Source organism: Franzmannia qiaohouensis, from assembly GCF_031451695.1.
Taxonomy (GTDB): domain Bacteria; phylum Pseudomonadota; class Gammaproteobacteria; order Pseudomonadales; family Halomonadaceae; genus Franzmannia; species Franzmannia qiaohouensis.
The window spans coordinates 1-11,909 of record NZ_JARWAM010000023.1 but is presented as its reverse complement, the minus strand read 5'-3'; the positions used below and the strand labels follow the sequence as shown (position 1 = coordinate 11,909).

The 11,909-nt window shown below is 64.0% G+C and carries 13 protein-coding genes; 11 read left to right on the top strand and 2 right to left on the bottom strand.

The window, feature by feature from the left end; genetic code table 11:
- Nucleotides 1-19 precede the first annotated feature (19 nt).
- From folE2 to QC821_RS20275, 5 genes are all read left to right on the top strand, one after another.
- The gene (folE2, locus tag QC821_RS20295) at nucleotides 20-904 is read left to right on the top strand and encodes a GTP cyclohydrolase FolE2 (RefSeq protein ID WP_309725119.1); all 885 of its coding nucleotides are present in this window, start codon (nucleotides 20-22) and stop codon (nucleotides 902-904) included.
- Between the two features lie 93 nt (nucleotides 905-997).
- On the top strand, nucleotides 998-1,429 hold the full coding sequence (locus QC821_RS20290) for a DUF7282 domain-containing protein (protein WP_309725118.1): 432 nt from the start codon (nucleotides 998-1,000) through the stop codon (nucleotides 1,427-1,429).
- Nucleotides 1,430-1,580: 151 nt separating this feature from the next.
- Nucleotides 1,581-2,111 carry a helix-turn-helix domain-containing protein gene (locus QC821_RS20285; protein ID WP_309725116.1) on the top strand — a complete coding sequence of 177 codons (531 nt, stop codon included), beginning with the start codon at nucleotides 1,581-1,583 and terminating at the stop codon, nucleotides 2,109-2,111.
- Nucleotides 2,108-2,836, top strand: a complete 729-nt coding sequence (locus tag QC821_RS20280) for an AzlC family ABC transporter permease (protein WP_309725114.1) — start codon at nucleotides 2,108-2,110, stop codon at nucleotides 2,834-2,836. Before QC821_RS20285 ends, QC821_RS20280 begins: the two co-directional genes overlap by 4 nt.
- A complete protein-coding gene (locus QC821_RS20275) occupies nucleotides 2,829-3,167 on the top strand; it encodes an AzlD domain-containing protein (RefSeq protein ID WP_309725112.1) in 339 nt (112 codons plus the stop codon). Before QC821_RS20280 ends, QC821_RS20275 begins: the two co-directional genes overlap by 8 nt.
- Nucleotides 3,168-3,317: 150 nt before the next feature.
- Here the strand turns inward: QC821_RS20275 and QC821_RS20270 are convergent, their stop codons facing one another.
- Nucleotides 3,318-4,502, bottom strand: coding sequence for an alpha-hydroxy acid oxidase (locus QC821_RS20270; protein ID WP_309725110.1), 1,185 nt, complete (start codon nucleotides 4,500-4,502; stop codon nucleotides 3,318-3,320).
- Nucleotides 4,503-4,654: 152 nt separating this feature from the next.
- Between QC821_RS20270 and QC821_RS20265 the strand changes: the two genes are divergently transcribed.
- The 6 genes from QC821_RS20265 (at nucleotide 4,655) to QC821_RS20240 (ending at nucleotide 10,678) form a co-directional block, all read left to right on the top strand.
- On the top strand, nucleotides 4,655-6,415 hold the full coding sequence (locus QC821_RS20265; RefSeq protein WP_309725109.1) for an AMP-binding protein: 1,761 nt from the start codon (nucleotides 4,655-4,657) through the stop codon (nucleotides 6,413-6,415).
- Entirely contained in the window at nucleotides 6,409-7,320 is a 912-nt protein-coding gene (locus tag QC821_RS20260; RefSeq protein WP_309725107.1) for a bile acid:sodium symporter family protein, read from the top strand. The genes QC821_RS20265 and QC821_RS20260 overlap by 7 nt, the downstream gene beginning before the upstream one ends.
- Nucleotides 7,321-7,471: 151 nt before the next feature.
- Nucleotides 7,472-9,070 (top strand): SLC13 family permease, encoded by a 1,599-nt coding sequence (locus QC821_RS20255; RefSeq protein ID WP_309725105.1) that lies wholly within the window; start codon nucleotides 7,472-7,474, stop codon nucleotides 9,068-9,070.
- A gap of 261 nt (nucleotides 9,071-9,331) precedes the next feature.
- Complete coding sequence (locus QC821_RS20250) at nucleotides 9,332-10,153, top strand: type IV toxin-antitoxin system AbiEi family antitoxin domain-containing protein (protein ID WP_309725103.1); 822 nt, start codon at nucleotides 9,332-9,334, stop codon at nucleotides 10,151-10,153.
- Nucleotides 10,143-10,268, top strand: coding sequence for a hypothetical protein (locus QC821_RS20245; RefSeq protein ID WP_309725101.1), 126 nt, complete (start codon nucleotides 10,143-10,145; stop codon nucleotides 10,266-10,268). Before QC821_RS20250 ends, QC821_RS20245 begins: the two co-directional genes overlap by 11 nt.
- Entirely contained in the window at nucleotides 10,265-10,678 is a 414-nt protein-coding gene (locus QC821_RS20240) for a RuvC family protein (protein ID WP_309725099.1), read from the top strand. Before QC821_RS20245 ends, QC821_RS20240 begins: the two co-directional genes overlap by 4 nt.
- Nucleotides 10,679-11,309: 631 nt before the next feature.
- Here the strand turns inward: QC821_RS20240 and QC821_RS21765 are convergent.
- Nucleotides 11,310-11,588: an energy transducer TonB gene (locus tag QC821_RS21765; protein WP_422720135.1), complete on the bottom strand. Its 279-nt coding sequence runs from the start codon at nucleotides 11,586-11,588 to the stop codon at nucleotides 11,310-11,312.
- Nucleotides 11,589-11,909 lie beyond the last annotated feature (321 nt).

Below are 11,909 nucleotides of genomic sequence, written 5' to 3'. Positions count from 1 at the left end.
ACGTAAAGGTCCCATTTCGATGAACAGGTTACCGCTTGAAGATATCGCGGCATCGCCGTCAACGCGCCTTGGCACGCTGAGCTGGGTGGGCATGGAACAGATCGCCCTGCCGCTGCAGGTCGCCGGGCAGGGGGTGACGGGCTACGCCTCGGCAGGCGTCAGCCTCGACGACCCCACGGCCCGCGGCATCCACATGTCGCGCCTCTACCTGGCGCTGGCCGAGCTCGAAGAGCGGGAGATCTCGCTTGCGCGAGTGGCCTCGGTACTGGGGACTTTCCTCGACAGCCACACCGGGCTTTCCGATACAGCCTTTATCGACCTGAGCGGTGAGGCGATGCTCAAGCGGCCGGCCTTGATCAGCCCCCTGGCGGGCTGGAAGCGCTACCCCTTTGCCCTGCGCTGCAGGCGCGATGCCCAGGGCTTCAACGCCACTCTCGACCTGACAGTGGGCTACTCCTCCACCTGCCCCTGCTCGGCGGCTCTAGCGCGCCAACTTGTCCAGCAGGCCTTCGACGAGGACTTCACCGACATGCCGGTAACCCGCGAGTCGGTTCACACCTGGCTGGGCAGCGAGCAGAGCATCCTGGCCACGCCCCACAGCCAGCGCAGCCAGGCACACCTCTCGGTGCGCCTGGCAGCCGATGTGGATGAGCTTCCGCTGCTACGGTTGGTGGATAGAGCGGAGCGAGCCCTGGGTACCGCGCTGCAAACCGCGGTCAAGCGCATCGACGAGCAGGCCTTCGCCCTGGCCAACGGCCAGAACCTGATGTTCTGCGAGGACGCTGCCCGACGCCTGCATCACGCGCTGCGCGACCAGCCCGGCGTGGATGGTTTCTCCCTGCGCGTGGTGCACGCCGAGAGCCTGCACGCCCACGACGCCGTCGCACGCAGCGAGTGGAACTGAATCCAATCCCCCTTCCCTCGCGTAGCTAGTGGTAGACCCATCGCCATTCACTTCGACCTTGATGGGTCGTAGCCAGATAGCAAGGAGAGAAGGATGATCAAGCAACTCGTGACAAGTGCATTCGTGTCCGCTTCGCTAATCGCCGGCACCGCCATGGTCCAGGCAGACATGCATGGCGACATGCAGCCGCAGGTCTGGGCCGACGACCAGTCGGTCTCCGGCGGCACGGTCTCGGCGGAAAAAGTCATGGCACCCCGTAATGGCTGGCTGGTGGTCCATCGCACCGACGAGAGCCGGGCCCCTGGCCCGGTAGTGGGCTACTCGCCGCTCAAGGAAGGCGAAAACATGGACGTGACCGCCATCCTCACCGAAGCGGTGGAGCCCGGTGACTACCTGATGCTGATGATCCACGATGAGGAGGGCGGCATGGAAACCGGCATCTTCGAGTACACCCTGGGGGCGTCAGAAGACGGTCCGATCCGGGTCGATGGTGACCTGGTGATGACCACCATCACCGCGCAGTAACCGCCGCCGGCGGGGCCACCGCTGGCCCCGCCTGCCCGCCGCACGGGGCAACCCCGAACGGCCGGCGCCCCCTCACGCCCAGCAAAACGATTGACAGGCCGCTGTTCCTTTTATAGAACGTTCATTATAAGGAACACCACAAGGCTCCGTCATGGACAAGCTCTCCCTCGGCACCCTGGGCCAGCACCTGCAGGCCCTTCGAGTGGCGCGGGGCTGGTCGCTATCGCAACTGGCCGCCGCCGCCGGCATCGCCAAGTCAAACCTGTCACGCCTCGAGCAGGGCAACGGCAACCCCACCCTGGACACCATCTGGCGCCTGGCGGTGCAGCTGGGCGTGCCCTTCGGCACCCTGGTGGCTCCCATCGCCGTGCCGCTGGGTGAGGATGGCGTGGAAGTGCGCCTGATTGATCAGGGCAAGGACCATCCCCAGGTCGACGCCTACTGGATGCGCTGCGCGCCGCATACCCTGCGCCACGCCGAGCCGCACACCCCCGGCGCCCAGGAGTCCCTGACCCTGATCAGCGGCACCCTGGAGGCCGGTCCGGAAGGCGCCACCAAGATGCTGGCGGCCGGCGACAGCCTGACCTTCGCCGCCGACCAGCCCCACGCCTATCGCACCCACGACACCTGGGCCACGCTGCTGATGACCATTGTCTATACCGGCCAAGGAGACACTCCATGAGCCAGGCCACCCAGACGCTGCCTCGCCCGTGGCTCAGCGGCCTGCGCGATGCCATCCCGCTGCTCGGCGGCTATGTGCCGGTCTCCATCTCCTTCGGGCTGATTGCCACCCAGGCCGGTTTCGGTGCCTGGGAAGCCGTGCTGATCTCGACGCTGCTGTATGCCGGGGCCGCGCAGTTCCTGTTCGTCGGCATGGTCGCCGCGGGGTCGCCTCTGTGGCTGGTGGTCGGCATGACGCTGCTGATCAATCTGCGCCATGTGGTCTACGCGCCCAATATCGCGCCCTGGCTGACCACCAGCCGCTGGTGGCCCTGGCTGATGCACGGCCTTACCGACCAGATCTTCGCCCTGGCCCATAGCCGGCTGCCGCAGATGCCGGCCGACCGGCGCCTCGGCTGGTTCACCGGCGCAGCCCTACTGGCCTGGTTCAGCTGGATCGGCGGCACCGCGTTGGGCGCCGTGGCCGGCGAAGAGCTGACCCGCCGCTGGCCACTGCTCGGTGAGGTAATGCCGTTTGCCATGCCGGCGCTGTTCGTGGTGCTGCTGGCACCGCGCTTCACCTCGCGACGCTGGTCGCTGGCGCTGTTCAGCAGTATCGCCATCGCCTTGCTGCTCAACGTGTCCGGGCTGACCAATACCGCGATTCCCCTCGCTGCCGCCTGCGGCGCCGCCTGTTTCTACCTGGTGAGACCCGGCGCCACTGTCCGAGGAGATCGCAATGAGTAATGCACTGTGGCTCGCCATGCTCGCCACGGCCCTGGGCACCCTGCTGATGCGGCTGCTACCACTGCTGTGGATGCGCCGCCGCCTCGCGCAACTCGACGGTGACGACGACGGGCTCGACGCCATGCCTCAGTGGCTCGGCATCCTAGGCCCCTTGATGATCGCTGCGGTGCTGGGTGTCTCGCTGGTCCCTGCCACGACCGACGCGACATCCTGGCTCGCCACCGCGATTGGCATGGCCGCCACCCTGGCGGTGTGGTGGAAACTGCGCTCGCTGGGCTGGCCGGTCGCCGCGGGCGTGGCGGCCTATGGGGTGGTGATGCTGCTTGGGTGAGCCATGTCAGGTGACTCCCCAAGGTGAAGCGTCTTGATGCCCCGTCACGGAGCGACGCCCAACGCATCGCCAGCGCACCCCGGACCATGCCCCGATAGCGGTAGCCCCAGACTGGCGTGGCCGGGAGTGTGGCGGCAGCCCATTCCCTTGTCAGAGCTTGACGGTGGGATCGTCAAAGCCGCGGGGCACATACAGGTTGTGCTTGCCAAGGTTCTTGACGTCCGTTTCACCGCACAGCGCCATGGTGACATCCAGCTCCTTGTGGATGATTTCGAGCGCTCGGGTCACGCCGGCCTCGCCGGCCGCCCCCAGCCCGTAGGTGTAGGCTCTGCCGATATAGGTGCCTTTGGCGCCCAGGGCCAGCGCCTTGAGCACGTCCTGGCCTGAGCGAATCCCCGAATCGAGGTGCACTTCCACGTCATCGCCGACGGCGTCCATGATCGCCGGCAGCATGCGAATGGAGCTGACGGCGCCGTCGAGCTGGCGGCCGCCGTGGTTGGAGACGATGATGGCGTCGGCGCCAATCTCGGCGGCACGCCGTGCATCCTCCGGCGCCATGATGCCCTTGACGATCAGCTTGCCGCCCCACCACTCCTTGAACTGGGCAATACGTTTCCAGTCCAGCGAGACGTCGAATGCTTCCGCCGTCCAGGTGGAAAGCGACGAGGGGTCGCTCACCCCTTTGGCATGGCCGACGATATTGCCGAAGGAGCGGCGCTTGGTGCGCAGCATCTCCAGTCCCCAGGGAATCTTGGTGGCCATGTCGGCAATCGAGCGCGCGGTCAGCTTGGGCGGGGCCGACAGTCCGTTCTTGATATCCTTGTGACGCTGGCCGAGCACCTGCAGGTCGACCGTGACAACGATCGCCGAGCAGTTGGCGGCCTTGGCGCGCTCGAACAGGCGACGCATGAAGTCGTCATCCTTGAGCGTATAGACCTGGAACCAGAACGGCTTGGTCGTATGCTCGGCCACGTCCTCGATCGAGCAGATCGACATGGTCGAGAGCGTATAGGGCACGCCGAACGCCTCGGCCGCCCGGGCCGCCTTGATCTCTCCATCGGCTGACTGCATGCCGGTGAGCCCGACCGGCGCCAGCGCCACCGGCATGGCCACGTCTTCACCGATCATCTGGCTGCGCGTGGTGCGCCCGGCCATATCCACCGCCACCCGTTGCTTGAGATGGATATGCTGGAAGTCGCTGGTGTTTTCGCGAAAGGTTTGCTCGGTCCAGCTGCCGGACTCGGCATAGTCATAGAACATCTTGGGGGTGCGCCGCGCGTAGTGGCGTCGCAGATCTTCGATATTGGTATAGATCGGCATTTTGGCTCTCGGCATGTCGTTGGTGCCTTAACGTTATCCGCATGCCGTCGACAAAGCCATCATGGGCCCTCCCCCAAGGCGATACGAAAGGAGATGCAATAACGGCGATTTACCGCTAATAAGAGAAGCTATAACGATAAGAAAGTCCGAACTTACTAAGGAGCCGCATGGAGTCACCGCCGATCGCCACCCAAGACCGCCCGTGGGTCCGCCACTACGGCCAGATTCCGGCCGAGTTGCCGCCCCCGGAACACCCCAACCTGGCCGCGTTAGTCAGCGCCAGCGCCGAGCGCTTCGCCGCTCGGAAGGCGTTCACCAGCTGCATGCCCAATGGCATGAACGGCTCCCTGAGCCATGCCCAGGTCGATGCCGCCTCCGACGCCTTCGCCGTCTATCTTCGCGAAGGGCTGGGGCTGGCGCCCGGCAGCCGCGTGGCGGTGCAGCTGCCCAACTGCCTGAGCTACCCGGTGGTGGTCTTCGGGATCCTCAAGGCCGGCTGCGTGCTGGTCAACACCAACCCGCTTTACACCGCCTCGGAGATGACCCAGCAGTTCGCCGACAGCGGCGCCGAGGCGCTGGTGATCGTCGATATGTTCGTCGACAAGCTGCCCGAGGTGCTGCCCCACACCGCGATCCGCCATGTCGTAGTGACCAGCCTGGCGCAGTTCTTCCCAACCGTGGTCCGGCACGTGGTGAAGGCGGTACTCAGGTACTGGAACCGGGTGATCCCGCCCTGCCGCGTGGCGGTGACTCCACTCGGCCAGGCGCTGGCCCAGGGCAGGCAGCTGCGCCAGGCGCGGGGGATCGAGGTCGCCGACTACTGGCGCGACCTGGGCCTGGAGAGCCTCGCCGCGCTGCAGTACACCGGCGGCACCACCGGCATTGCCAAGGGCGCCAGGCTCAGCCACGGCAACCTGCTCGCCAACGTGGCCCAGATCGACGCCATGGCCGGCTCGCATATCAGCGACGGCGAGGAGTGCGTGCTCACCGCCCTGCCGCTCTATCATATCTTCGCCTTCTCGGTGAACCTGCTCGCCTTCTTCAAGCACGGCGCCCACAACGTCCTGGTGCCCAACCCGCGGCCGATCCAGAACCTGCAGCGGGCGATCGAGAACTACCCGATCAGTTGGATCAGCGGGGTCAACACCCTCTTCAATGCCCTGCTCAACGAGGAGTGGTTCACCCTCTACCCGCCGCGCCGGCTGCGCGCAGCGGCGGCCGGCGGCACGGCGCTGCATGCCGCCGTGGCCGAGCGCTGGGAGCGGGTCACCGGCACCCCGCTGGTCGAGGGTTACGGCCTCACCGAGAGCTCGCCGGTGGTGTGTTTCAATCCGCTGGTCGGGACGCGCAAGCCAGGCAGCATTGGCATCCCGGTGCCGGGCACCGAGATCCGCCTGATCGACGCCAGCGGCCGGCCGGTGGCTCGCGGCGAGGCGGGGGAGCTCACCGCTCGCGGGCCCCAGGTGATGCAGGGCTACTGGCAGCAGCCGGAGGCGACCGCGGAGGCGCTGCGCGAGGGCTGGCTGCATACCGGCGATGTCGCCGCCATGGACGAGGACGGCTACCTGCGCATCGTCGATCGCAAGAAGGACCTGATCCTGGTCAGCGGCTTCAACGTCTACCCCAACGAAGTGGAGGACTGCATCGCCCTGCTCGACGCCGTCCACGAGGTGGGGGTGATCGGCGTGCCCGACGCCGAGACCGGGGAGGCCGTGCGCGCCTATATCGTCACCCGCGGCGAGCTCGACCGCGACACGGTGAAGGCCCACTGCCGGCAGCATCTGGCCCGCTACAAGGTGCCCAAGCAGATCGAATTCATCGACGACCTGCCCAAGAGCCCCATCGGCAAGGTGCTGCGCAAGGACCTGCGCGCCGACTACCTGAAGGAGCATCCAGACACCGCCACCACCGGGAGCCGCGCATGCTGAGCCCACTCGAGGAGACCCTGCTGGCCATCATGATGGCCGTGATCATGTTGGGCATGGGGTCGTCGCTGACCTTCAAGGACTTCCGTATCGCCTTGCGCCACCCTCAGGCGATCGGCATCGGCTTCGCCTCCCAGTACCTGTTCATGCCGCTGCTCGCCTTCCTGATCGGCCGCGCCCTGCAGCTGCCGCCCATACAGGCGGTGAGCCTGATCCTGATGGGCTGCGTGCCCGGCGGCACCACCTCCAATATCTTCGCCTACTTCTCGAAGAGCCTGCTCGGGCTCTCCATCCTGATGACGGTCTGCTCGACCCTGCTGGCGGTGGTCATGGTGCCGCTGGTGCTAACCCTCTACACCAGCGGCATCGACGCCGCCTTCCGCATCCCCTCAAGCAATATCATCGCGGTGCTCGGCGTGCTGCTGGTGCCGACCCTGATCGGCATGTGGCTGCGCCGGCGCAATGCCAACCTCGGCGCCTGCACCGAGCTGATGGGCGGCATCCTCGGCGTGGTGGTGATCGTGTTCCTAATCGCGACCTGGGTGCCGCGCAACTGGCAGCTGCTGATGACCACCGGCCCTGAGGTCTACCTGGCGGCCGTTGGCCTCGGCCTGTGTGGCTTCATGATCGGCTACTGGTTCAGCCGTGCGGCCCGGCTCGACCCGCTGAAGGCGCGCACCGTGTCGCTGGAGACCGGGATCCAGAACGGCCCCCTGGCGGTGCTGATCGTGACCCTCTCCTTCACCGGTGATACCCAGCAACAGATGCTGCTGATCCCGGTGATGTACTCGCTGTTCATCGTCATCACTTCCACCTTCGTGACTTTCTACTACCGCCGGCGCAGCCTGCGCGAGGAGCTGGCCCGCGATCAGGCGAAGGTGGAAACCGCGGCGCCGGCCAGGGGCTGAGGCTCGACATGGCGCAGGCAAATGTAGAACAGTAGTCGGGGGGCTAGATGAATTGGCCCAACGTCGGAATTTTTTCGCCATCCCCGTTTCAACATGGTTGGAAGGATCTACAAGATAGTCGCCGATAGCTGATCATGGAGGAGGAATAGCAATGGCAGATCAATCACGCCAGGAAATCGACTATGAGGATATCTCCGGGGGCCAGGGAGGCGGCGAACGGTCCGCCAAAATGATCTGGGGCCTGCGCGCCTTCGGCCTGCTCATGGCACTGATCGTGTGGATCGCCATGGGCTTCGCCGAGGGGCTCTCGTCGGACGCTCGCTGGGTCGCCGCAATCGGCACCCTGATGGCGGTATGGTGGATGACCGAGGCGATTCCGCTCTCGGTGACCTCGCTGCTGCCGATCGTGCTGATCCCGATGCTCACCGAGCGCACCGTGAGCCAGGCCACCTCCCCCTATGCCAGTCCTATCGTGTTTCTGTTCCTCGGCGGCTTTCTGATCGCCATCGCCATGGAGAAGTGGAACCTCCACCGTCGCGTCGCGCTGCTGACCCTGGCCAGGGTAGGCGTCGAGCCCAAGCGCATCGTGCTCGGCATGATGCTCGCCACCGGCTTTCTGTCGATGTGGGTCTCGAACACCGCAACGACGCTGATGATGCTGCCCATCGGCCTCTCGGTGCTGGCCCTGGTCGCCGAGCGAACCGACACCACGGACACCGACGGCCGGTCACAGCACGAGCACCAGCCGGGCCATGTGGACATCATGGCCGACGACAACATCAAGCGCTTCGGCCTCTGCCTGCTGCTGGCGATCGCCTGGTCGGCCAGCATGGGCGGCCTCGGCACCCTGCTCGGCAGCCCACCCAACGCCATCGTCGCCGGCTACGCTGCCGACGAGCTGGGGCGCAACATCGGCTTCCTCGAGTGGATGATGCTCGGCGTGCCCCTCGCCTTCACCTTCATCTTTATCGGCTGGATACTGATGACCCGGGTGCTCTACCCCTTCAAGGTCGATGAGATTCCCGGTGGCAAGGAGATGATCGCCGGCGAGATCCGCAAGCTCGGCAACTTCAGCCAGGGCGAGAAGATGGTGATGCTGGTGTTCTGCTCGGCGGCCTTCCTGTGGGTGGTGCCCGGGCTGCTCGGCAATCTCCCCTGGATAGGCGAGCGGCTGGGACCGCTGGGTGAGCTCAACGACACGGCCATCGCCATCGCCGCCGGCATCGCCATGTTCATCCTGCCCGGTAAGGGACGTGGCGAGATGGTATTGACCTGGCAGGATGCCGAGAAAGGGCTGCCGTGGGGGGTGCTGCTGCTGTTCGGTGGCGGCCTGAGCCTCGCCGGTGCCGTCGCCGCGTCCGGCCTCGACAGCTGGTTCGGCGAGCAGGTCACCGGCCTTGGCATGCTGCCGATCGTCCTGCTGGTGGCCGCCGTTACCGCGATCATCATGTTCCTGACCGAGGTGACCAGCAACACCGCCACCGCCGCGACCTTCATCCCCGTGCTCGGCGGCGTTGCCGTCGGCATCGGCGCGGATCCGATGACGCTGCTCATCCCGGCCGCCTTTGCCGCCACCTGCGCCTTCATGCTGCCGGTGGGTACGCCGCCGAACGCCATCGTGTTCGGCACCGGTGCCGTCTCCATCGGCCAGATGGCACGTGGCGGCGTGGTGCTCAACGTCGTGGGTATCGTCATGATCACCCTGTTCTGCTACCTGATCGGCGGCTTCGCGCTTGGGCTCGAGTTCTGATTGGGGTAGGCAGTATAAGCGGTGCCAGGCGCGATGCCGCCTGGCGCCGCTGATAAAGAAAGCGTTCTAACGCTCAACTGATCATCGCAACATTAGCCCATTGCGGTAGCCTGACGCTGGCGCACATGCCCATCCTGATTAGCCAGCTGATAACACCAGCGCTTTAGACCCCAGTGAGCTTGTGATCTATGGGTACACTAAAATGCTAGTAATCGAATTGCCCTGTGGAAGCCTCTTTGAGCATGTGCTAAAAAGTTAGCCATGAGTACACATAAGCGAGAAAAGCTAAAGAGCATTCTCGATGCCATCCCTCCCGGCTTCTTGGTCGATTCTGGCTGGTTGGAACGCCATGAGGTCAGCCGCTTCCTAGCGCGCAAATATGTGGATCGCGGTTGGCTGGAACGCGTGACTCGCGGCGTTTTCCTGCGCCCGGCACCGGGCACAGGAAAACCCGCTACCATCGACTGGAAGACCTGCCTGCTCTCGATACAGCACATCATGGGCTACGATGCCCATGTCGGCGGCATGACAGCGCTCGCGCAGCAGGGCTACAGTCATTATTTACCGCTGGGCGGAAACGCTCCGGTTTGGATCTATGGCGAAGACATACCGAACTGGCTGGCCAGGCTACCGCTAAACGCCCCCTTGGAAACGCGTACCACGCCCCTCTTCTCCAATCCGGCACTCGGTCTCACCAAGAAAGACTCCAATGCCACAAGCACCCTGCCCTGGGACTGGCAACTCAGGGGGTCATCGCCCGAACGAGCGATCCTGGAAGTCATGGACGAACTGCCCGGCCATGAGAGCTTCCACAATCTCGACATGGTGTTTGAAAGCCTGACGACCCTGCGCCCGCGCACCCTGTCGGCGTTGCTGCACAGTTGCAGGAAGATCAAGGTTACAAGGCTGTTCTTCGTCTTTGCCGACCGCCACAACCACCCATGGCGCAAACGCCTCGACCCGCAGGAATTCAACCTCGGAAGCGGCGACCGCGCTCTGGTCAAGGGCGGCAGGATACACCCGCACTACCGCATCATGGTGCCGGAAGAATTTGCGATAACGGAGGCAGCCGATGGCGCGTGAAGATTACGAAGCACGGGTCGCCCTGCTCGTGCGCATCCTCCCCTATGTCGCCGAAGAAGACATCTTCGCCCTGAAAGGCGGCACTGTCATGAACCTCACGATCTCTATGACGTGAAACTGCTCTATGAGCATGAAGGCCTGACCAACGACCTCTTCCGCACCTTTCTAATCTATATCGCCAGTTCATCGCGCCCCGCGCATGAACTGCTGAACCCGAATTTCATCGATATTGACCAGCCTTATACGCTGGAATTCAAAGGCATGACGAAGATCCCGGCCAGCCTCGACGAGCTTCTGGAAATTCGTACGCAGCTGATTGCAGATCTCCGCTCCCGTCTCGATGATGACACCAAACGCTTCCTGCTGACGTTGCATGACGGCAATCCGGACTTTGCCGCCATTGGCCGCCCGCAGGCAGCAGGCCTACCGGCAGTTCGCTGGAAGCTGGTCAACCTGAATAAACTGAAAGAGCAGAATACGGGAAAGCACATGGCCCAGCGTAAAGAGCTGGAATCACTATTCTGATCCTGCTCTGCCGATGACCGAACCAGTCCGAGACAGTGCCGGCCCCCTCGATGTCACGATGCAGAGACGGAGGCACAGAAGGGGGACGGAAAAATGAACCGAATGCCTTGTGGTGGGCCCAGCTGGACTCGAACCAGCGACCAAGGGATTATGAGTCCTACCAAGCTACCTGTAGGTCACACAAAGGCAAAGCTTGGAGGGTCTACCCCCTGTCGAGCCTGAACGGCACTGCAGCGTGGAGGGTTCTGAAAGAGGCAAAACGCCTTAGCCACATTGCTTCTATTGCTTCCACTGTCCGTTATAGCTTGGCAATGCGTACAGGTCAACCCGGCCATGGGATGGATAATGCGCCACACCAAGCCTCTTGGTACGGCTCAATTTTCTCGTTGGATGAAGGTGTTGCTGCCAGCATGAGGAAGTGGGCACGGCATCTCATTCTGCAAGAGCACCTGACGCCCACGGCCGTGGCTCAGTTGGAAGCCCCCACCGGGCTGCTGCCCAGACCACCGCCCATGGCTGCGTCCCACAGCTAGCCATGCTCTACGGGCTAAAGCGGGTCATCGCCACAGCTGAACAGCAACCCAGTAGAAAAGAGCATACCAATGGCTTTGCACGGGGATACAGCCCTCGCCTACCCTCGGTCTCCTCCAGGTGCGAAACGCAGATTGAATTGCCGGTAGTCCTGCTGAAGGCTGGCGGGGAGCTGTCGGATCTTAGGAAATGGCGCTGCCGCATCTACAGCCAGGAGGACTGAGCGGTCGACATCCGCATTACCACTGCTTTGCGTGATTGACGCAGAGTAAAGCTCGCCTGTTGGTCCCAGACGTACGGCCACCTCTACCCCGGCTCCTGACTCAGTACCTGGTGGGATCACCCAAGCCTGCTGGACCGAGCGCCGCACTAGGTTGATGAAGCTGTCGGCGCGACCCTGCCTGCCCCTGAACGATATCGGCTACCTTATTCCGACGGGCAGAGCTCTGGCTAACGTCTACTAATGCTTCGTCTTGGGCGGAAGCTGCCTCCAACTGGCGCCGGATGACACTCAGCTCACCCTGTGCCTTTGCAAGGCTGTCTTCCAAGCGCAATAGCACCGCTTCAGATGCCGTGGCCTGCGGGGCTTGCTGAAGAGCCTTTGGCTTCATCCCGCCTCATTCATGAGGGCTCGATTCGGGCGGTCTGAAGCTGCTGGCCGGCGGCATTGATCATCAGGTTCCATAGCGCTGGCGTGATA

Bases quoted from the DNA above. Each gene is read 5' to 3' on its own strand.
- QC821_RS20280 (WP_309725114.1), top strand. From the start codon at position 2,108: ATGAGCCAGGCCACCCAGACGCTGCCTCGCCCGTGGCTCAGCGGCCTG.
- QC821_RS20285 (WP_309725116.1), top strand. From the start codon at position 1,581: ATGGACAAGCTCTCCCTCGGCACCCTGGGCCAGCACCTGCAGGCCCTT.
- QC821_RS20290 (WP_309725118.1), top strand. From the start codon at position 998: ATGATCAAGCAACTCGTGACAAGTGCATTCGTGTCCGCTTCGCTAATC.
- QC821_RS20270 (WP_309725110.1), bottom strand. From the start codon at position 4,502: ATGCCGAGAGCCAAAATGCCGATCTATACCAATATCGAAGATCTGCGA.
- folE2 (WP_309725119.1), top strand. From the start codon at position 20: ATGAACAGGTTACCGCTTGAAGATATCGCGGCATCGCCGTCAACGCGC.
- QC821_RS20250 (WP_309725103.1), top strand. From the start codon at position 9,332: ATGAGTACACATAAGCGAGAAAAGCTAAAGAGCATTCTCGATGCCATC.
- QC821_RS20275 (WP_309725112.1), top strand. From the start codon at position 2,829: ATGAGTAATGCACTGTGGCTCGCCATGCTCGCCACGGCCCTGGGCACC.
- QC821_RS20245 (WP_309725101.1), top strand. From the start codon at position 10,143: ATGGCGCGTGAAGATTACGAAGCACGGGTCGCCCTGCTCGTGCGCATC.
- QC821_RS20260 (WP_309725107.1), top strand. From the start codon at position 6,409: ATGCTGAGCCCACTCGAGGAGACCCTGCTGGCCATCATGATGGCCGTG.
- QC821_RS20265 (WP_309725109.1), top strand. From the start codon at position 4,655: ATGGAGTCACCGCCGATCGCCACCCAAGACCGCCCGTGGGTCCGCCAC.
- QC821_RS20255 (WP_309725105.1), top strand. From the start codon at position 7,472: ATGGCAGATCAATCACGCCAGGAAATCGACTATGAGGATATCTCCGGG.